The organism is Streptomyces bambusae (genome assembly GCF_019400985.1).
GTDB lineage: Bacteria > Actinomycetota > Actinomycetes > Streptomycetales > Streptomycetaceae > Streptomyces > Streptomyces bambusae_A.
This window is the reverse complement of sequence record NZ_WTFF01000004.1, coordinates 41428-60581: the sequence shown is the minus strand read 5'-3', so window position 1 is coordinate 60581 and position 19154 is coordinate 41428. Positions and strand designations below refer to the sequence as shown.

17 protein-coding genes are annotated in these 19154 nt (G+C 73.3%); 10 read left to right on the top strand and 7 right to left on the bottom strand.

What is annotated here, in order from left to right; genetic code table 11:
- Positions 1 to 66 precede the first annotated feature (66 nt).
- Entirely contained in the window at positions 67 to 846 is a 780-nt protein-coding gene (locus GPJ59_RS01360; RefSeq protein ID WP_219664354.1) for an ABC transporter ATP-binding protein, read from the top strand.
- Positions 846 to 3407, top strand: a complete 2562-nt coding sequence (locus GPJ59_RS01355; protein ID WP_219664352.1) for an ABC transporter permease — start codon at positions 846 to 848, stop codon at positions 3405 to 3407. The genes GPJ59_RS01360 and GPJ59_RS01355 overlap by 1 nt, the downstream gene beginning before the upstream one ends.
- A 64-nt stretch (positions 3408 to 3471) precedes the next feature.
- On the opposite strand, the gene lpdA is transcribed toward GPJ59_RS01355, so the two are convergent.
- From lpdA to GPJ59_RS01340, 3 genes are all read right to left on the bottom strand, one after another.
- Positions 3472 to 4875: a dihydrolipoyl dehydrogenase gene (gene lpdA, locus GPJ59_RS01350; protein ID WP_219664350.1), complete on the bottom strand. Its 1404-nt coding sequence runs from the start codon at positions 4873 to 4875 to the stop codon at positions 3472 to 3474.
- A gap of 110 nt (positions 4876 to 4985) precedes the next feature.
- On the bottom strand, positions 4986 to 7445 hold the full coding sequence (locus tag GPJ59_RS01345; RefSeq protein ID WP_308120065.1) for a SpoIIE family protein phosphatase: 2460 nt from the start codon (positions 7443 to 7445) through the stop codon (positions 4986 to 4988).
- Between the two features lie 173 nt (positions 7446 to 7618).
- Positions 7619 to 8476 (bottom strand): class I SAM-dependent methyltransferase, encoded by an 858-nt coding sequence (locus tag GPJ59_RS01340; protein ID WP_219664347.1) that lies wholly within the window; start codon positions 8474 to 8476, stop codon positions 7619 to 7621.
- A gap of 121 nt (positions 8477 to 8597) precedes the next feature.
- Here GPJ59_RS01340 and GPJ59_RS01335 point away from each other — a divergent pair, with 121 nt between their 5' ends.
- The 5 genes from GPJ59_RS01335 (at position 8598) to GPJ59_RS01315 (ending at position 12163) form a co-directional block, all read left to right on the top strand.
- Complete coding sequence (locus GPJ59_RS01335; protein ID WP_219664345.1) at positions 8598 to 9185, top strand: TetR/AcrR family transcriptional regulator; 588 nt, start codon at positions 8598 to 8600, stop codon at positions 9183 to 9185.
- Positions 9186 to 9464: 279 nt separating this feature from the next.
- The gene (locus tag GPJ59_RS01330; RefSeq protein WP_219664344.1) at positions 9465 to 9866 is read left to right on the top strand and encodes a DUF6153 family protein; all 402 of its coding nucleotides are present in this window, start codon (positions 9465 to 9467) and stop codon (positions 9864 to 9866) included.
- A gap of 128 nt (positions 9867 to 9994) precedes the next feature.
- The gene (locus tag GPJ59_RS01325) at positions 9995 to 10651 is read left to right on the top strand and encodes a DUF305 domain-containing protein (RefSeq protein WP_219664342.1); all 657 of its coding nucleotides are present in this window, start codon (positions 9995 to 9997) and stop codon (positions 10649 to 10651) included.
- Between the two features lie 206 nt (positions 10652 to 10857).
- Entirely contained in the window at positions 10858 to 11313 is a 456-nt protein-coding gene (locus tag GPJ59_RS01320) for a hypothetical protein (RefSeq protein ID WP_219664340.1), read from the top strand.
- 97 nt (positions 11314 to 11410) lie between these two features.
- The gene (locus GPJ59_RS01315; protein WP_219664338.1) at positions 11411 to 12163 is read left to right on the top strand and encodes a hypothetical protein; all 753 of its coding nucleotides are present in this window, start codon (positions 11411 to 11413) and stop codon (positions 12161 to 12163) included.
- A gap of 116 nt (positions 12164 to 12279) precedes the next feature.
- On the opposite strand, the gene GPJ59_RS01310 is transcribed toward GPJ59_RS01315, so the two are convergent.
- A complete protein-coding gene (locus GPJ59_RS01310) occupies positions 12280 to 14553 on the bottom strand; it encodes a heavy metal translocating P-type ATPase (RefSeq protein WP_219664336.1) in 2274 nt (757 codons plus the stop codon).
- Between the two features lie 95 nt (positions 14554 to 14648).
- A complete protein-coding gene (locus GPJ59_RS01305) occupies positions 14649 to 14975 on the bottom strand; it encodes a heavy-metal-associated domain-containing protein (protein WP_219664334.1) in 327 nt (108 codons plus the stop codon).
- Between the two features lie 179 nt (positions 14976 to 15154).
- Here GPJ59_RS01305 and GPJ59_RS01300 point away from each other — a divergent pair, with 179 nt between their 5' ends.
- Complete coding sequence (locus GPJ59_RS01300) at positions 15155 to 16123, top strand: DUF748 domain-containing protein (protein WP_219664332.1); 969 nt, start codon at positions 15155 to 15157, stop codon at positions 16121 to 16123.
- A gap of 61 nt (positions 16124 to 16184) precedes the next feature.
- Positions 16185 to 16391 (top strand): hypothetical protein, encoded by a 207-nt coding sequence (locus GPJ59_RS01295; RefSeq protein WP_219664396.1) that lies wholly within the window; start codon positions 16185 to 16187, stop codon positions 16389 to 16391.
- Here the strand turns inward: GPJ59_RS01295 and GPJ59_RS01290 are convergent.
- Positions 16378 to 16926 carry a TetR/AcrR family transcriptional regulator gene (locus tag GPJ59_RS01290; protein ID WP_219664329.1) on the bottom strand — a complete coding sequence of 183 codons (549 nt, stop codon included), beginning with the start codon at positions 16924 to 16926 and terminating at the stop codon, positions 16378 to 16380. The two genes, GPJ59_RS01295 and GPJ59_RS01290, sit on opposite strands and share 14 nt — an antisense overlap.
- Positions 16927 to 16951: 25 nt before the next feature.
- A complete protein-coding gene (locus GPJ59_RS01285; protein ID WP_219664327.1) occupies positions 16952 to 17425 on the bottom strand; it encodes a nuclear transport factor 2 family protein in 474 nt (157 codons plus the stop codon).
- 180 nt (positions 17426 to 17605) lie between these two features.
- Here GPJ59_RS01285 and GPJ59_RS01280 point away from each other — a divergent pair, with 180 nt between their 5' ends.
- On the top strand, positions 17606 to 19060 hold the full coding sequence (locus GPJ59_RS01280) for an MFS transporter (RefSeq protein ID WP_219664326.1): 1455 nt from the start codon (positions 17606 to 17608) through the stop codon (positions 19058 to 19060).
- The last annotated feature ends 94 nt before the right edge of the window (positions 19061 to 19154 follow it).

Genomic DNA, 19154 nt, shown 5'->3' with positions numbered 1-19154 from the left:
CAGCCCGAGCTGCCCACGGGGGCCGCTCGGGCCCGAGCGACGAACACAGGAAAGGACCGGTCGCGCATGAGGACCGAGACGAACGACCTCCGCGGGCACAGCGGCGCCGGGTTCCCGGCTTTCGCGCTGCGCCTCGACGGCGTCGTCAAGGAGTACGGAAGGGCGGGGCGCGCGGTGCGCGCGCTGGACGGGGTCTCGGTCGGCATCGAGCGGGGTTCGTTCACCGCCGTGATGGGACCCTCGGGCTCCGGGAAGTCGACCTTCCTGCACTGCGCCGCGGGCCTGGACAAGCCGTCCGGCGGCTCCGTGTTCCTCGGTGACACCGACCTGGGGGCGATGGACGAGACCCGGCTGACCGAGCTGCGCCGGGGGCGCATCGGCTTCGTCTTCCAGGCCTTCAACCTGATCCCGGCCCTGTCCGTACGGCAGAACGTGGAGCTGCCGCTGCGCCTGGCCGGCGAGCGCCTGGACCCCGCCTGGCTCGACGAGGTCCTGGCGCGCGTGGGGCTGGCCGGCCGGGCCGCCCACCGGCCCGCCGAACTGTCCGGCGGACAGCAGCAGCGGGTGGCGATCGCCCGGGCCCTCATCACCCGTCCCGACGTGGTCTTCGGCGACGAGCCCACCGGCGCCCTCGACACGATGACCGCCCGGGAGATCCTCTCCCTGCTGCGGTCCTGCGTGGACGAGACCGGCCGGACGGTGGTCATGGTCACCCACGACCCGGTCGCCGCCTCGTACGCCGACACCGTCCTCTTCCTCGCCGACGGCCGGATCGCCGACCGCATGCAGGCTCCCACCGCCGACCGCGTGGCCGACCGCATGACGCACCTGGGAGCGTGGGCCTGATGCTGCGCTACGCCCTGCAGACCCTGCGCGCCCGCAAGGGCGGCTTCGCCGGGGCCTTCCTCGCCCTGTTCTGCGCGGCCGCCCTGGTCACGGCCTGCGGCATCCTGCTGGAGACCGGGCTGCGCGGGACCGTCGCCACCGAGCGGTACGCCGGCGCCCCCGTGATCGTCGGCGGCGACCAGAACGTCCACCAGGTCACGGCCCGGCGCAAGGGCGACAGGACCAAGCGGAAGGAGAAGGCCAAGCCGCTCGGCGAGCGCGTCCTGCTGCCCGCCGGTACGGCGGCCAGGCTCGCGGCGCTGCCCGGCGTGCGCGCCGCGCTGCCGGAGATCACCTTCCCCGCGTACGCGGTCACTCCCGGGGGACGGATCGTCCCGGGCGTCGACGGCAAGCCCTCCTACGGCCACGCGTGGACCTCGGCGCCCCTGACCCCCTTCGTGCTGACCGAGGGCGCCGCCCCGGCCGGCGCGGACGAGGTCGTCGTCGACCGGGAACTGGCCCGGCGGGCCGGCCTGAGGCCCGGCGCCGAGCTGACGGTCCAGTCGACCGACGCCCCGCGGACGTACCGCGTCACCGGTGTCGCCGCTCCCTCGGGCGGCGATCTGCGGCAGCAGAGCTCGCTGTTCTTCTCGGACGCCGAGGCCGAGCGGCTGTCCGGCCGTACCGGCCTGGTCGCGGCCGTCGGTGTGCTGCCGGAACCAGGCGTGCCCGTCCCGGAGCTCGCGGCGCGGGTCGGCAAGGCCCTCGACGGCACCGGCGCCCAGGTGGTCACGGGCGGCGACCGGGGCCCGGTCGAGTTCCTCGACGCGGCCAAGGCCCGGATCAAGCTGGTCTCCATGGGCGGTGCCATCGGCGGCACCTCGCTGCTCGTCGCGGTCCTCGTCGTCGTCGGCACGTTCGCGCTCTCCATCCAGCAGCGCCACCGCGAACTCGCCCTGCTGCGCGCCGTCGCGGCGACGCCCCGGCAGGTCCGCCGGCTCATCGGCCGCGAGGCGCTGATCGTCGGCCTCCTCGCCGGGGTGCTGGGCTCGCTCGCGGGGCTGCCCGTCGCCCACTGGCTGCACGGCAGGTTCGTCGCCTTCAGGGCGATCCCCGAGACCCTCGGCGTCACCGTCGGCGTCTTCCCGTTCTTCGGGGCCGTCGGTGCGGCCCTCCTGGGGGCCTGGGCGGCCGCCCGGATCTCGGCCCGCCGCGCCGCCCGCATCCGGCCCGCCGAGGCGCTGGCCGAGGCGGCCGTGGAGCAGCGGACCGCGGCGTGGGGCCGGGTCGGTGCCGGCGCCGCGTTCCTGGCCGGCGGCGCGGTCCTGCTCGTGGTGCTGTCCTCGCTGCGCAGCGAGCCCGCCGCCACCCCGGTGACGTTCCTGTCGGTCGTGGTGCTGGCGGTGGCGGTCTCGCTGCTGGGGCCGCTGATCGTCCGCGGCGCGGTCGCGCTCCTCGGGATCCCGCTGCGGGCCTCCCGGGTCGGCGGGCACCTGGCCACCGCCAACGCCCGCGCGCACACCAAACGGCTGTCCGCGGCGGTCACCCCGCTGGCCCTGCTGATCGGTATGGCCTGCACGGTGTTCTTCGTCCCGACCACGACGGGCGCGGCGGCCACCGCGCAGGCCCGGGCGGGAAGCACGGCGGACTGGGTCGTGGGCTCCGCCGGCCCGGGCGTGCCCTCGCAGGCCGCGGACCGGCTCCGCCGGGTCCCGGGCGTGTCGGCCGTGACCGAGGTCGTACGGACCACCGTGCGCGTGGGCCTGGCGAAGTACCCGGCGCAGGGGGTGTCCGCCGATGGCCTGACCCGCACCTGGGATCCGGGCGTCACGGCCGGCGGCCTGGACGGGTTCGACCCGCAGAGCGTCGCCCTCAGCGAGCTCGCCGCGGACGACCTGGGCAAGAAGCCGGGTGACAGGCTGAAGCTGACGCTCGGCGACGGCGCGGAGGCCGAGCTCACCGTCGCCGCCGTGTACGAACGCGGGCTGGGCTTCGGCGATCTGACGATGTCCCACGAGCTCGTCCGCGGACACGTCGACAATCCGCTGGCCTCCTCGGTGCTGGTGAAGACCGCCGGTGAGGGCCGGCCCGGCCGGGCCGAGCTGCAGCAGGCCCTCGGCGGGCTGCCGGGGGTCGCCGTCCTCGACCGGGACCAGGTCGAGGACCTGCGGGCCGAGGTCCAGCAGTCCAACGCCGAGGTGAACTACGTCGCGATGGGCCTGATCATCGCCTTCACCGCCATCGCCGTGGTCAACACCCTGGCCATGTCGGTCTCCGACCGGGCCCGCGAGTTCGCCCTGCTCCAGCTCGTCGGCACCACGCGGCGCCAGGTGATGGGCATGCTCCGGATCGAGGCCGCCCTGGTGGTCCTCGTGGCCGCGGCGCTGGGCACGGCCATCGCCTTCGCCGTGCTCACGGCCTTCAGCATCGGCATGACGGGCTCGGCCTCCCCGTCCGTCGACGGACGGATGTACGCGGGCGTCCTGTGCTTCGCCTCCCTGCTCGCGTTCCTGGCCACCCTGGTCCCGGGCCGCCTCGCACTCGCGGGCCGCCCCGCGGACGTCATCGGCTCCCGCCGGTAGGGGCGCCAGGGGCGGGCGGGGGGGCTGCCGGTGCTCCGGCAGCCCCCGCGCGCTCCCCCGCCGCTCAGAAATTGATCATGTGTCCGGCGATGCCGTGGACCGCTTCCTTCACGGCCTCGCCCAGCGTCGGGTGCGCGTGGACGTTGCGCGCCACCTCGTGGACCGTGAGGTCCCACTGCTGGGCCAGGGTCAGCTCGGGCAGCAGCTCGGTGACGTCCGGGCCGATCAGGTGGGCGCCGACGATCTCGCCGTGCTCGGCGTCGGCGACGATCTTCACGAAGCCGGTCGAGTCGCCGAGGCCGTGCGCCTTGCCGTTCGCGGTGAACGGGAACTTGGCGACCTTGACGTCGTAGCCCTTCTCCCGGGCCTGCTGCTCGGTCCAGCCGAAGCTGGCGATCTGCGGCTGGCAGTAGGTGGCGCGCGGGATCATCGGGTAGTCGAGCTCCATGGTCTCGGCGTCCGCGATGGTCTCGGCGGCGACGACGCCCATGGCCTCGGCGGTGTGCGCGAGCATCAGCTTCGCGGTCACGTCGCCGATGGCGTAGATGTGCGCTGCGGTGGTGCGGCAGCGGCCGTCGACGTCGATCGCGCCGCGCTCGGTGAGGGCGACGCCGGTGTTCTCCAGGCCGTAGCCGGCGACGTTGGGCGCGAAGCCGATGGCCTGCAGGACCTTGTCGGCCTCCAGGATCCGCTGCGCGCCGTCCTTGCCGGTGACGGTGACCCGGACCTGCGGGCCGGACTCGTCGATCGACTCCACGCGGGTCGAGGTCAGGACGTCGATGCCGAGCCTGCGGTACTGCTTGGCCAGCTCCTTGGAGACGTCCTCGTCCTCCAGCGGGGCGATGCGGTCCAGGAACTCGACGACGGTGACCTTCACGCCGTAGTTGTGCAGCACGTACGCGAACTCGATGCCGATCGCGCCGGCACCGGCGATGACGATCGACCGCGGCACGTCCTCGGCGAGGATCTGCTCCTCGAACGTCACCACGCGCTCGCTGCGGGCGGTGCCGGGCAGCAGGCGCGGGGAGGCGCCGGTGGCGATGATGCAGTTGGCGAAGGTGACCGTCTCCACGGTGCCGTCGGCCCTGGCCACCTGGAGGGTGTTCGCGTCGAGGAAGGTGCCCCGGCCGTCGAACTCGGTGATCCCGTTCTTCTTCATCAGGTAGTGGACGCCCTTGACGCGGCCGTCCGCGACCGTGCGGCTGCGGCGGAACGCCTCGCCGTAGTCGAAGGAGACGGTGCCGTCGACCTTGATGCCGAAGGTCTTGGCCTCGTGCTGGAAGATGTGGGCGAGTTCGGCGTTGCGCAGCAGGGCCTTGGTCGGGATGCAGCCGACGTTCAGGCAGACGCCGCCCCAGTACTTCTCCTCGACGACCGCGACCTGCTTGCCCAGCTGAGCGGCGCGGATGGCGGCGACGTAGCCGCCGGGGCCGGCTCCGAGTACGACGACGTCGAAATGCTTGGACACGGTACTTCCTCGATCCGGTGGACGGTGCGACGGACAACGCCCGTCGGGGGCGTACGCAGATGATCTCAGGTCGGCCCGTCGGGCGGAGGTCCCTCAGGGGCCCCAGACCTTCACAGGAGGGGGCGGGGCTGTGCGGGTCGGTCGAGCGCGCGGTGCAGGGGGATCTCGGCCCACACCTGCTTGCCGCCGCTGAGCGGCACCGAGCCCCAGGCCATCGTCGTCGCCTGGACGATGAGCAGCCCGCGGCCGCCGGTCGACTCCCAGCTCACCGACACCGGTTTGACGGGGCTGCGCGGGGACGCGTCGTTCACGGCGATCCGCAGCCGGTCCGCCGACAGGGTCAGGTCCATCCCCACCTCGCCCTGGGTGTGCGCGATGGCGTTGGTGACCAGCTCGGACACCACCAGCAGGGCCGCGTCGAGCTCCTCGTCCACTCCCCAGGACCGCAGGGTGCGGGCGGCGAAGCGGCGCGCGTGCATGACCGCCGTGGGCAGTCGCCACACCGCCCAGTGGCTGCGCTTCGGCCGGCCCCGGGTGCCGTCGTAGCGCAGCAGCAGCACCGCCACGTCGTCGTCGCGGCGGCCCACGCCGAAGACCAGATCGTCGGCCACCCCTCCGGCTGCTTGCGGGTCGGCCGCGGCGAGCACCTCGCACACCCGCCGCATGCCCTCCTCCAGCGGCAGCCGGGCGGATTCGACCAGGCCGTCCGTGAGCAGGACTAGCAGGGTTCCGGGGGCCAGTCCCACCTCGGTCATGGGGAATTCGGCATCGGCGAGCACGCCCAGGGGAGGCCCGCCCTCGACCGCCATCTCCTCGGCGGTGCCGTCGGGGCGGCGCAGTACCGGCGGCAGATGGCCGGCCCGTACCACCCTGGCGATGCCCTCCTCCATGTCGAGGTCCACGTACGCGCAGGTGGCGAAGAGATCGGTCTCCATGCCGACGAGCAGCAGGTTGGCCCGCGCGACCACCACGTCCGGCGGGTGGCCCTCCACCGCGTAGGCCCTGACCGCCGTACGCATCTGGCCCATGATGGTGGCGGCTCCGGCGCTGTGCCCCTGTACGTCGCCGATGACGAACGCCACATGGCCGTCGCTGAGCGGAATGACGTCGTACCAGTCGCCGCCGACCTCGAGTCCCGCCGTCGCGGGCAGGTAGCGGGCGACGGCGACCCCGCCCGGCAGCTCCGGGAGCTTACGGGGCAGCAGGCTGCGCTGGAGCATGGTGGCGAGTTCGTGTCCCGCGTCCAATGCGTGGGCGCGTACCAGAGCCTGCCCCGCCAGCCCGGCGGTCACGGTCAGCAGCGAGCGCTCCTCCGGTCCGAACCGGTGCTGCGCGTCCCACCCCACCAGGCACACCCCGGCCATCCTGCCTTCGGCGGGCAGCGGCAGCACCGCGAGTCCACCGGGCCCGACACCCTGCAGACCGGGTTCGAGGTCCGCGCCCGGCGGCCACAAGCCCATGTGCCCTCCGCGCATCGCGCTCCGCAGGGTGGGCAGGTCGCCCAGCGGCACGTCGGGCCACTCCGACCGCCATTCCGAGCGCCAGACCTCGGGCCAGGCATCGGGCTCCGGAGGGTCGAGGGCGGTGACGATGAGCCGCTCGGCCTCCAGTTCGCCGACCGCGACCCGGGAGGCGCCGAGCGGCTCGCGCAGGGCGGCGACCACCAGTCGGCTGACCTCCCGGATGGTCGCCGCTCCCGCCAGCGTGGCCGACAGCCGCTGCACGAGGGAGACCTCGTCGGCGCTGGGGCGCAGGTAGGTGGCATCGGCCACCACGCCCAGGACGCGCTGCGGTGTGCCGTCGGGTGCCACCTCCACCCGGCAACGCAGCCCCAGCCAGCGCAGCTCGCCGTTCGGGCGGCGGATGCGGAAGGCCAGCTGCTGTCCGGCGGAGGCCAGCCGGTCCGGCTCCACGATCGCCATCAGCGCGGGCATGTCGTCGGGGACGGCGCAGGCGAGCAGGGTCTCCACCTGCCCGTCGAACTCCTCGGGAGGCAGACCGAGCAGTTCGAGCACGTGCGCATGGGCCTCCATGCGGCCGGTGCTCAGTTCCAGGATGAACGCGCCGCCTTGGTGGGGCACCAGGGACTGGCCCAGGTGTGCCTGCGGGGAGGTGCGCCCGGCCAGCCGGGCGGCGACCGTTTCGAGTCCGGCCGCCACCTGGTCGGCGTAGAGCTCCAGAAGGCTGCGGTCGTCCGCGCTGAAGCCGTCCCCGACCTCGCCGGCCACGACCAGGCACCCGAGCTCCTGGTCGCCGTGGCCCAGGGGCAGCGCGCCCAGCGAGATCCTGGCCGGCGACTGGGGGTCGCCGGCCCGGTTGCGGGCAGGGACGTGGTGGGGGTCCTCCTCGATGAACGCGGCGAGTTCCTTGGGAGTCAGCCACAGCGGGCGGCCGGAGCGGAAGGCGTTGGCGGCGGGCGAATGGCCGGCGACGGCGAGGACCGCGGGCAGTCCGTAGAGGACGCCGCGGTTTCCGGTCAGCTCGGCCAGATGGAGTTCCCTGTCCTGGTCGGCGACCACGTAGACGGCTGCCAGCTCAGCTCCGCAGAACGCAAAGCGACGTCCGGTCACTGTCCGTATCGCCTCCTCCGGAGGGTCGTCCCGCCGACCCCTGCCGACCACCCTGCCCGACCACCGTGCCGACCGCTCTGCCGACCGTTCTGCCGACCGCTCTGTCTCCATGCTGTCGCGCCCGGGACCCTTCGGGCGAGTCGGAACGGTCCCGGGCGGGCGGTCCTCCTGCCCTACCTACGCGGCGTGCGGGCGGTGGCGGTCAGCAGCCAGCCCGTGCTGCGCAGGCGCAGGACGCCGTCGGCCTCGTGGGGTCGCAGTACGTCGGTCAGGCGGGCCCTGGCCCGCTCGCCGGTGCCGGGCCGGGCCTGGGCGACGAGGTGGCGGCCGGGCCCGGAGTCCAGGATGAACTCCGCCGCGTCCGCCGCGTCACGCCCCCAGGTCCCGTACGCCGTCACGTGCGTGGCGCGGACGTCCCGGAGCCCGGCTCCGCTCAGCAGTGCGGCCGCCGCACCGGCCTCCGCGAGCGAGAACATGCCCGGCCCGCCGGGCCTGCCGAAGCCCTCCAGCGGCAGGAGGTCGCCGAGCGCGGCCAGAGCGGTCAGCCACTCGTTGCCCCCGGGCTCGGCGGCGCAGAGCAGGGCCACCCGGCCGCCGGGGCGCAGCGCGGTGGCGATGTTCGCGAACGCCGCGGCGGGGTCGGTGAAGAACATGATGCCGAAGCGGCTGATGACGAGGTCGAAGGCGCCGGGAGGGAGCGGGTGGACCTGGGCGTCCCCGTGTTCGAAGCGGGCGTTGCCCAGGCCGTCGGCCTCGGCGCTCGCCCTGGCGCGTTCGAGCATCGGTCCGGAGAGGTCGAGGCCCAGGGCACCGCCGTCCGGCGCGACGGCGCGGGCGGCCTGCCGGGTCGTGGATCCGGCTCCGCAGCCGATGTCGAGGACGCGTTCGCCGCGGGCGACGGCCGCGGCCTCGAACAGGGGCTGGTCGAACCCGGCGTTGACGGCGTCCCAGCGGTCCTGGTGGGCGGCCCAGTGGGCGCCCTCGTAGCCGTTCCAGGACTGCGCCTGGGCGGTGTTCGCGATGCCGTGCATGAAGGGAACCTCCTACGGAGAGGGATGCGGGGCCGACGGCCCGAACCCTAGAATGGGCGCACGCCCAAACAGTATGGGCGCGTGCCCATACTGGCAATCCCCTTTCCTCCGGGAGGACTTGGTGTCACCACGTGGAGTGGCCATCCCCGATCTGCGCGAGCGGCTCTTCGACGCGGCGGAGCGCGTCCTGGCCCGGGACGGGGCCGCCGCCCTGACCAGCAGGGCGATCACGGCCGAGGCGGCCTGCGCCAAGGGCGTGCTGCACACCCACTTCGCCGGACTGGACGAGTTCGTGGCAGAGCTGGTGCTGGACCGCTTCACCCGTTCGGCCGCGCTGGCGGCGACGCTGCCCGCGCGGGCGGGCGGCGACTCGGTGGCCGGCAACCTGGTGGAGCTGTCCGCGGCGGTGCTGTCCCTGGACCCCGGGGTCGTCGGCCTGGCGGTGACCCGGCCCGCGGCGGCCGTGCGGGTCCGGGCGGCCTGGGCCGAAGGCGCGCCCGGCTTCGACGCGATCCAGGCCTCGATCGAGGCCTATCTCGATGCCGAGCGGGGCCTGGGGCGCATCGGGCCCGACACGGACACCGGTTCGGTCGCCCTGGCCCTGGTGGGCACGCTGCACCACCTGCTGATGACGAGCCGCCCCGGCGGCTCTGCCCCGCACGAGCAGGCCGAGCGACTGATCCGTACGCTGACGCGGCCGAGCGGCTGATTTGTACCTTGACGCGGCCTCCCGGAGCGGGGGCGGCTCGCCGGGAACGACGGACGGCGGTTCTGCCTGTTCACGGTTCGCGGCCTGGTCACGGTGCACGGCCTGTCCACGGGTCGCGGCCTGTTCCGGGTCGCGGCCTGTTCGCGGTTCGCGGCCGGAGAAGGATGCCGCCATGTGTCGCAGTGCGGGGACGGGCCCCGCGCTGCGGCGCGGGGCCCGCCCCCTCGGTCGGCCGAGCCCGTCACGCCCCCGCGCGTACGGCCTCGTACGATGGCCCCCATGAACCTTGCCGAGCAGCCGACGAGACGCCCCGCGGGGCGTCGCCTCGCGCTGCTCGTCCTGGTCCTGCTGGCCGGGATCCTGGGCATGCACGCCTTGGCGCCCGCACCGGCTGCCGCCCAGCATGCGGCGGCAGGGCATGCCCATGCCTCGGGGCACGGGCCGGCCATGGCCGGGTCCGGCGAGGGCTGCTCCCACACGGCCGGAGGCTCGGGCCACGTCGACCACGCGGACGCCACCTGCGCCGCCACCGGCGTCTCGTCCGCCTATGCACCGCCGGCCCTGGCCGCCGCCCCCGTCACGGCGGACACCGTGGCCTCGACGGCCGGGGTCACGGCGGACGGGGCCCTCAGCGGCCGCGCACCGCCCGATCTCGCCGAGCTGCAACTCCTTCGGATCTAGAGCGCCCCGCTGCGGCCTCGCCATCGCGCGCATCCGCGCCGGGGCGACCCCGCAGCCGCGGACTCCGTCATCCGATCCCCACGCATGCCCGGGTACAGCTGGCATGCGCAGCAAGGAGTTGCACCACCATGACCGTCAAGCGTTCCCTCTTCCGCCGTACCGCCGCTGTCGTCGCCGCCGGGACGGCCGCCCTCGTCCTTGCCGCCTGCGGCAGCAACGACGACGCCTCGGCCGGCCACAGCGGCCACGGCGGCACCTCCCCGTCCGCGGCCGCCTCCGCGCCGGCCTCCGCGCCCGCATCGCAGGGGCAGCACAACCCGGCCGACACCGCCTTCGCGAAGGGCATGATCCCGCACCACCGCCAGGCCGTCGAGATGGCCGATCTCGCCCCGTCGCGCGCCGAGTCCGCCGAGGTGAAGACGCTCGCCGCGGAGATCAAGAAGGCTCAGGACCCGGAGATCAAGACTCTCTCGGGCTGGCTCACCTCCTGGGGCGAGCAGGTTCCCGCCGAGGGCGCCATGGACCACTCGGCGCACGGCTCGGCGCACGGCATGTCCGGGATGATGTCCATGGACGAGATGGCAAAGCTGAAGGGGGCGTCGGGCAAGGCGTTCGACACCGCCTTCATGGAGCTGATGATCAAGCACCACGAGGGCGCGGTCGCCATGGCCAGGACGGAGAAGGCGCAGGGAGCCTTCCCCGAGGCCAAGACCATGGCCGAGGCGATCATCACCTCCCAGTCCGCCGAGATCGAGCGGATGAACAAGCTCCTCGGCAAGAGCTGATCGGGTGATCACGGGCCCGGGGCGGCGTGACCGAGTGCGCCGCTCCGGGCCTCCGCCTCCGATCGCCGTGCCGGAGCCGTTCGACGACGGGCGTCGTCCGGTCCCCCGCCTCGGCCCCGGCCCCGGCCCAGCCGGAGCGGCGTGGCGGGCGGAGCAGGGCGGGGGCCGTCGGCGAGGCCGTCCAAGCCCTCGGGTAAGGTCACGCTGTGATCACGGCCAGCCCTTGGACCGGTATGCCGCGGACCCGCGCCGGCGCGGGTCCGCTTCGGCTGCTGTGGCTGGCCGCCCTGCTGTTCGGCTTCCTCTACACCCACGCGGCGGGCGCCGACAGCGCCTCCGCCCACGCCGTCGGCGCGGTGGTCACCGCGCCACGGCCGACCGGCGAGAGCGCCGCAACCGGCCACGCGTACGACCGCCACGATCACCATGACCAGCTGCCGACCGGGCACGGTGACGGCGGTGGACACAGCCATCCGGCCGAAACGTGCGACGCCGGCCACCCCCAGCAGGACATCGGCCTGACCCCTCCCGGGCCGGGCCTGCACAGCGTCCTGCCCGACGCCGCCGAGAGCGCGACCGCCCTCCGCGCGGACAGGGACGGGGACGGCCGCGCCCTGCCCCCGTTGCGCGGTTCCGTCGGATCCGTGGTTCAGCAGGTGTAGACCGGGCCGATATGCCCGCTTCACCCCCCTTTCTCCCCGCGTGCGGCCGCCACGGCAGCCCACGCGGTGAACCACGCTTTCGCAAGGAACCACACCCATGGCCCAGGCCCACCTGCTCGGCATCGCCACGCCCGAAACGCCCGTAGGCTCCACGACGGGTCGCGCCGCCCGCCGTAAGGAGCACACGCGCCAAGCCCGCAGGCGGTCGCTCTCCGCCCGCTATCTCGGGTACGTCGGCTACTTCGTCGGCGCCGGTCTCATCAGCGGCGCCGTCGTCCACCATCCGCTCGACCCCGACCGCTACACCCGCATCGCCCTCTACGGCGCCGGCGTCTTCCTCGCCGCCACGATCCTCAACGAGTTCCTCCTCACCCGCGAACGCCCCGGCCCGGCGCGCATGCTCACGGTGATCGTCGCCTCCCTGATGCTGTCCTTCGGCATCGGCATGCTCTCCGGCGGCCTCCAGCACTTCGACGACTTCCCCGCTCGGGGCGCGGTCCTCGTTCCCACGGGCCTGGTCGTCTCCTTCGTCGCCTTCGTCGTCAAGGACCCGGACACCCCGGCGCGGCGCATCTTCGGACTCGTCGGCCTCGCGGTGCTGCTCACCGCGGCCCTGACCTTCTACGGCCTGCGGGAGCTGGCCGCCTCCATGGAGACCGGCCCCGGCGGCGGCCACAGCCACGGCACCGCCGAAGAGACCGGCCACGACGAGCACGCGCCGGCCACGCAGCCCGCGCCGGCCGCCACGACGTCCCCGTCGGCCGGCGCACCCGCCCCCGCGCGGTCCGCCCCCTCGCAGCCCACCCCCAGGGGCTCCGTCGCCGGCGACGGCCACGCACACGGCCACTGATCCGTCGGACGGCGACGAAGACCACCGCCCCTCCGCGAGTCGGCTTCGCGGAGGGGCGGTGGCGGGGCAGGGTGGTGGCGGGGCTGCGGCGGTGGCGGTGAGGCGGTCTTCGCCCCTCAGTTGCCGGCGGCCCGGAAGCCGCGCAGGCGCAGGCTGTTGCCGACGACGAAGACCGAGGAGAAGGCCATGGCCGCTCCGGCGATCATCGGGTTGAGCAGTCCGGCCGCGGCGAGCGGCAGGGCGGCCACGTTGTAGGCGAAGGCCCAGAACAGGTTCGAGCGAATGGTGCCGAGGGTCTTGCGGGCGAGGCGGATGGCGTCGGCCGCGGCGCGCAGGTCTCCCCGTACGAGGGTCAGGTCGCCCGCCTCGATCGCGGCGTCGGTGCCGGTCCCCATGGCCAGGCCCAGGTCGGCCTGGGCGAGTGCGGCGGCGTCGTTGACGCCGTCGCCGACCATGGCCACGCTGCGGCCCTCGGCCTGGAGCTTCTTGACGACGTCGACCTTGTCCTGCGGCATGACCTCGGCGATGACCTGCTCGATGCCGACCTCGGCCGCGACGGCCTCGGCGACCGCCTGGTTGTCGCCGGTGAGGAGGATGGGGGTGAGGCCCAGCGAGCGCAACCGCCGGATCGCCTCGGCGCTGGTCTCCTTGACCGCGTCGGCGACCTCCAGGACCGCACGGGCCTCGCCGTCCCAGGCCACGGCGATCGCGGTACGGCCGGCCGCCTCGGCCTCCGCCTTCGCCCGCTCCAGATGCACGGGCAGGGTCATGGCCCAGTCCGCGAGGAGCTTTTCGCGGCCGACGAGGACGGCGTGGCCGTCCACGATGCCCTGGACGCCGAGGCCGGGGATGTTGACGAAGTCCTCGGGGGTGGGAAGAGTGCCGGCCTTGGCGGCGGCGCCGGTGGCGACGGCCTGTGCGACGGGGTGCTCGGAGGCGTGCTCCAGGGCGCCCGCGAGGCGCAGGACTTCGGTCTCGTCGGTGCCGTCGGCGGTGTGGACGGCGAGGAGGGTCATCTTGCCGGTGGTGACGGTGCCGGTCTTGTCGAGGACGATGGTGTCGACCTTGCGGGTGGTCTCCAGGACCTCGGGGCCCTTGATCAGGATGCCGAGCTGGGCGCCGCGGCCGGTGCCGACCATGAGGGCGGTGGGGGTGGCCAGGCCCAGGGCGCACGGGCAGGCGATGATCAGCACGGCGACGGCGGCGGTGAAGGCGGCCGTGAGGCCCGCACCGGAGCCGAGCCAGAAGCCGAGGGTGGCCAGCGCGAGGCCGATGACGACGGGGACGAAGACCGCGGAGATCCTGTCCGCGAGGCGCTGGGCGGCGGCCTTGCCGTTCTGCGCGTCCTCCACCAGCTTGGCCATCCGGGCGAGCTGGGTGTCGGCGCCCACGCGGGTGGCCTCGACCACGAGGCGGCCGCCGGCGTTGAGGGTGGCACCGGTGACGGGGTCGCCGACGGCGACCTCGACGGGGACGGACTCGCCGGTGAGCATGGAGGCGTCCACGGCGGACGCACCCTCGACCACGATGCCGTCCGTGGCGATCTTCTCGCCGGGGCGGACCAGGAAGCGGTCCCCGACCTGGAGTTCGGCGGTCGCCACGGTGACCTCGCGGCCCCCGCGCAGCACGGTGACCTCCTTGGCGCCCAGTTCCAGCAGCGCCTTGAGGGCGGCGCCGGCCTTGCGCTTGGACCTGGCCTCGAAGTACCGGCCGGCCAGGATGAAGGCGGTGACCCCGGCCGCCGCCTCCAGGTAGATGTTCCCCGCGCCGTCGGTGCGGGCAATGGTGAACTCGAAGGCGTGGGTCATGCCGGGCGTGCCGGCAGTGCCGAAGAACAGGGCCCACAGCGACCACAGGAACGCGGCGGTCGTACCCACCGAGATGAGCGTGTCCATGGTGGCCGCGCCGTGCCTGGCGTTGGTCCAGGCGGCGCGGTGGAAGGGCCAGGCCGCGTAGGTGACCACGGGCGCGGCCAGGGTCAGGGAGAGCCACTGCCAGTACTCGATCTGGAACGCCGGGACCATCGCCATCGCGATGACGGGGAGGGCGAGGGAGACGGCGGTGACGAGGCGCTGGCGGAGCGGGCGCAGCTCGTCATGCTCTCCCACCGCGGGCTCGTCGGCGCCGGGGTCCGAGCCGGCTTCCGTACGAGCCACGGCCGGTGCGGGCTCCTGCGCGGTGTAGCCGGTGGCCTCGACGGTGGCTATCAGGTCCGCGACGGAGACGCCCGCCGCGTCGAAGGTGACCTTGGCCTTCTCGGTGGCGTAGTTGACGGTCGCCTCGACCCCGTCCATGCGGTTGAGCTTCTTCTCGATGCGGGCCGCGCACGAGGCGCAGGTCATGCCGCCGATGGCGAGCTCGACCTCGGCGGCGCCGACAGTGGTGGTCATGAATGCTGCTCCTCGTTCGTGCGCGGGAGGGGTGGGGAGGGGCCGGGGCCCGGACGGGCGGACGGGCCCCGGCAGGGGGATGGCCGGGCCGAGTGTCAGGCGGCGCGGCCGGTCAGCTCGTAGCCGGCGTCGTCGATCGCCGCGGCGACGGCTTCGTCGTCGGGCTCGCCGGCGGTGGTCACGGTGACCAGGCCGCCCGCCAGGTCCACGTCGACGGAGACGACACGGTCGAGCGCGCCCACCGTCGTGGTGATGGCCGTCCTGCAGTGCCCGCAGGTCATGCCCGAAACGCGGTAGGCGGTGCTGGTGGTCGTGTCCGCGACGGCGACGGCGGTCGCCGTGCCGGCGTTCGTGCCGGCGTTCGTGCCGGCGTTCGTGCCGGCGTTCGTGCCGCAGGTGCCGTCAGGAGTACAGCAGGACATGAGATCTCTCCGTTCGTTCACATACCCAGGAGGGGTATCGCTTCCGACGCCTCAATGTATACCCCCCATAGGTATGCAGTCGCAAGAGATCACAACACTTGACTTGATACCCCCAGGGGGTATGGTGACGGACGTCGGCGGCCGCCGTGGCAGCCCCCTCGTCGCACGGGAGAGCAGACATGAACACCGGAGTGAAGATCACCGCCTACGCCGCCGCCCTCGCGGCCGTCTTCGGGGCCGCGTACGGGGTCGGCAGCGGAGTGGGCCCGACAGGCGGCCCGGCGAAGGCCGAGCACGCGGGCCACGCGACGCAGGCGGGGGCCCAGCGAGGAGGGGACGGACACGGTGGGCACCAGGAGGCGACCCAGGCACCCGCGCCCGGCGGCCTACAGGTTTCGGACGGCGGCTACACACTGTCCCTGGACACCAGGCAGGTCGCACCGGGCCCCGGAGAGCTCAGGTTCTCGATCAAGGACCGCGACGGCCGCAAGGTCACGGCGTACAAGACCGAGCACGGCAAGGAACTGCACCTCATCGTCGCCTCACGCGACCTCACGGTCTACCGCCACCTGCACCCGGTCCGGGCGGCCGACGGGACGTGGTCGACGCCGGTGGACCTGCCGGCGGCAGGCGGCTACAAGGCCTTCGCCGACTTCACCCCGGCCGCCGACGGCGCGAAGGGCATCACCCTCGGCACGGACCTTTCCGTCCCCGGCCCGTACGAACCCGCCCCGATGCCGCCGGCCGCCGATACGGCGCAGGTGGAGGGCTACCGCGTCGCGCTGGGCGGCACCCTGGACCCGGGCAAGCCGGGCGAGCTCAAGCTCACCGTCAGCAAGGACGGAAAACCGGTCACGAACCTGGAACCGTACCTCGGCGCGTACGGCCACCTGGTCGCCCTGCGCGACGGAGACCTCGCCTACCTCCACGTCCACCCCAACCCGGGCGGCCCGGGACCCGACGTCTCCTTCACCGCAACGCCCCCGAGCCCCGGGACGTACCGGCTGTTCCTGGACTTCCAGCACGAGGGCACGGTCCGCACGGCAGCCTTCACCGTCCACACGGGCGGCCCCACCGGCAGCACCACCGCGACCCCAGGCCCTGCCGCGAGCACGGCCGCCGAAGAACCGAGCGGACACTCCCACTGACAGTGAGGATTGGCCATGGCATCGCCTGAGGGCCTGGCTCGCCCGGCAGGGTGGCGTGGGGATGCGGGAGCTGGAGCGGATCACGGTTCGCCGGAGTGAACTGGACGCGCTTGCCCCGGAGTTGGCCATGCAGCTGCAGGAGGTCCAGGCCGAGCGGGAGACGCTCGTGATCGCCGGGCGGGTCCTGAACCGGCCGGCCGAGGTGGCCTACGAGGAAGGCTCGGGGCCGTCGTCGCCGAACTGCCGGTGTCGGGTCATCGAGCGGTGAGGACGTGCGCCCACGGCTCGTCGATGTCGGCCAGGCCCAGCACGGCGGCCACGTTGTCGAGCATCCCGGCGCCGAACCAGCGCCGTACGGCGTCGTCGTCGCCCAGCAGCTGCCGGACGGTGTCGACCTGCTTGGCGTAGCAGCGGCGCACGGCCTGTGCCACCAGCGGCTCGCCGGCGGCACAGTTCGCGTGCATGAGGAAACGCAGGATGTTCGGGTCCGCGACGAGCGCGGCGTAGGCGCCGCGGGCCGCGTCCAACGCCACCTCGGGCGCCGGCCCGGCCCCACCCGGCGCGGGCGAGTGGGCGACCAGCGTTTCGGTCATGACGACGGATACGTGGTCGACCACTGCCGCGAACAGGGCTTCCTTGTTCGGGTACAGGCGATAGAGATACGGCTGAGAGATGCCGACCCAGTCTGCGATCTCATGCGTCGTCGTCCCGTAGAAGCCCTTTTGCGCGAAGCAACCGATCGCGGCGGCCACGATGGTCCGACGTCGTTCGTCGCTCTTCGTGCTGGTACCGGGGGCAGGCATGTGTATCAGTCAAACATGTCCGCCCTCAGCTTCCAAAAGTCACGCCACGGTCGGCGTCGGACGGCACGTCCTCGGGCGTGAGTGCCTCGATCGCCACCAGCGGGTTCCAGTAGTCCAGGTAGTGAGTGATGCGCGCGTTGTCATCGGTCCGGACGACGGAGATGCAGGTCTGCTCGTACGGCTTGCCGGTCGGCACCGCAGTGCCCTTCGAGCGGAACTCGGCGATCACGAGACTCGGGTCGACCGTGTCGTGGAACACCAGGTCGACGAATTCCACGTCGAAGTTCTCGGGGAAGTGCGTCATGTGCGCGACCAGTGCGTCACGCCCCACCACTCGCTTCGGCACGCCGGCCGGCGCGTACGGGAACTCGAGCACCGCGTCCGGGGCGAACAGCTCCACCCACTCGTCGGTGCGTCCTGCGGCAGTGAGGCGCAGGTGCTCGGCCAGGGCGTGCTGGGCAGCGGCGCGGCGGGCGGCGGTGTCTTCCTTGACTGTCACTTTCACTCCTACGTTAGTGGTAGACCTATAACCTACCACGCCGTGAGCCGTTGCGGCCGTCGGGATCGAGGGGGCCGGCGCCTACGAGGCCGAGCGGAATACCCCCCATGGGTATATGGTTAGGGCCATTCGAGAGGTACCCCTGGGGGGTATATTCATCCCGTAATGGAGGGCAGAGCAGTGGGAACCGTCAATCCCCGGCGCTGGTGGGCGCTGGGCGTGCTGGCCGCGGCGCAGTTCATGGTGATCATGGATACGTCGATCATCGGCGTCGCCCTTCCGCAGATGCAGGAGGACCTGGGCTTCTCCCAGGGCGGGCTGCAATGGGTGTTCAACGCTTACGTCATCGCCTTCGGAGGCCTGCTCCTCCTCGGCGGCCGGCTGTCCGACCTCCTCGGCGCCCGGCGCGTCTTCGCCGCCGGCTGGGTGGTGCTGACCGCGGGCTCCGTGGTCGCGGCCGCGGCCGGCAGCGCGACGGTCGAGATCGTCGGCAGGGCCGTGCAGGGCGCCGGCGGCGCGCTGATCGCGCCCGCGTCGATGACGTTGCTGATGATGCTGTTCGGGCACGACCCGAGGGAACTCGGCACGGCCCTCGCCCTCTACGGAGCGGCCGCACCGGCCGGTGGCACGGCGGGCGTGTTCCTGGGCGGCGTGTTCACGCAGTGGGCGTCCTGGCCGTGGATCTTCATCATCTACGTCCCGATCGGCCTCGCCACCCTCGCCGCGACCGGCCTCCTTCCCGCCGTCGGCCGCCGCCGGGGCGCGATCGACGTCCTGGGCGCCGCCGCCGTCACCGCCGGCCTGGCCCTCGCGGTCTTCGCCGTCGTCCGGGCCCCCGAGACCGGGTGGGGCAGCACGCAGACCCTGCTGGAGCTGAGCGGCGCGGCCGTCCTCCTGGCGCTCTTCCTCGCGGTCCAGAAGTCGTCGAAGGCACCCCTGATGCCGCTGAGCATCTGGCGCACCCCCGGCCTGGGCATCTCCAACGCCGCGATGGCGCTGCTGGGAGCCGCGTGGATCCCGATGTGGTACTTCCTCAACCTCTACCTCCAGCAGGTCCTCGGCTACGGAGCCTTCGCCAGCGGCGCGGCCCTGCTGCCGATGACCGCCCTGCTGATGGTGTTCATGACCACGCTCACGGGACGTCTGCTCGGCCGGTTCGGCGCGAAGCCCTTGATCGCGAGCGGCCTGCTGGTGCTCGCCGCCGGGCTGGTGTGGCTGTCGGCGGTGGAGCCGACCGGCACCTTCCTGGTGGACGTCCTTCCGGCCTCGCTGGTCGCGGCGACCGGTATGTCCCTGGCCTACATCCCCGCCCTGATGTCGGCGATGGCCGCCGCACCGCCCGAGCAGGCCGGCCTCGCCTCCGGCATCGTCAACACCACCTACCAGGTCGGCTCCGCCCTGGGCCTCGCCGCACTGACCGCCGTGGCGGCGTCCCAGGGAGCGGACCGGCTCGGCGACCTGCCCGCCCTGACCGACGGGTTCAGCGCTGCCTTCCTCGCGGCGGCCGCCATCGCCGCGGCAGGCGCACTGCTCACCGTCCTGCTGATGAAGGGGGCCAGGGCCGCCGCCGCGGCTTCCCCCGCGGAGAGCGCCGGGCAGAAGGAACGCCTGAGCGCTCCGCTGGAAGTGCGGTGATGAAACCGCGGGCCGGTGGGGGCTGGTCGCGCAGTTCCCCGCGCCCCTGACGGGGCGCGGTACCGCACCGGACTTTGCTGAGTCCGCTCAGCCG

Coding starts and splice junctions, on each gene's coding strand:
- GPJ59_RS01360 (WP_219664354.1), top strand. CDS start 67: ATGAGGACCGAGACGAACGACCTCCGCGGGCACAGCGGCGCCGGGTTC.
- GPJ59_RS01355 (WP_219664352.1), top strand. CDS start 846: ATGCTGCGCTACGCCCTGCAGACCCTGCGCGCCCGCAAGGGCGGCTTC.
- GPJ59_RS01340 (WP_219664347.1), bottom strand. CDS start 8,476: ATGCACGGCATCGCGAACACCGCCCAGGCGCAGTCCTGGAACGGCTAC.
- GPJ59_RS01330 (WP_219664344.1), top strand. CDS start 9,465: ATGAACCTTGCCGAGCAGCCGACGAGACGCCCCGCGGGGCGTCGCCTC.
- GPJ59_RS01325 (WP_219664342.1), top strand. CDS start 9,995: ATGACCGTCAAGCGTTCCCTCTTCCGCCGTACCGCCGCTGTCGTCGCC.
- GPJ59_RS01315 (WP_219664338.1), top strand. CDS start 11,411: ATGGCCCAGGCCCACCTGCTCGGCATCGCCACGCCCGAAACGCCCGTA.
- GPJ59_RS01310 (WP_219664336.1), bottom strand. CDS start 14,553: ATGACCACCACTGTCGGCGCCGCCGAGGTCGAGCTCGCCATCGGCGGC.
- GPJ59_RS01305 (WP_219664334.1), bottom strand. CDS start 14,975: ATGTCCTGCTGTACTCCTGACGGCACCTGCGGCACGAACGCCGGCACG.
- GPJ59_RS01300 (WP_219664332.1), top strand. CDS start 15,155: ATGAACACCGGAGTGAAGATCACCGCCTACGCCGCCGCCCTCGCGGCC.
- GPJ59_RS01295 (WP_219664396.1), top strand. CDS start 16,185: ATGCGGGAGCTGGAGCGGATCACGGTTCGCCGGAGTGAACTGGACGCG.
- GPJ59_RS01290 (WP_219664329.1), bottom strand. CDS start 16,926: ATGCCTGCCCCCGGTACCAGCACGAAGAGCGACGAACGACGTCGGACC.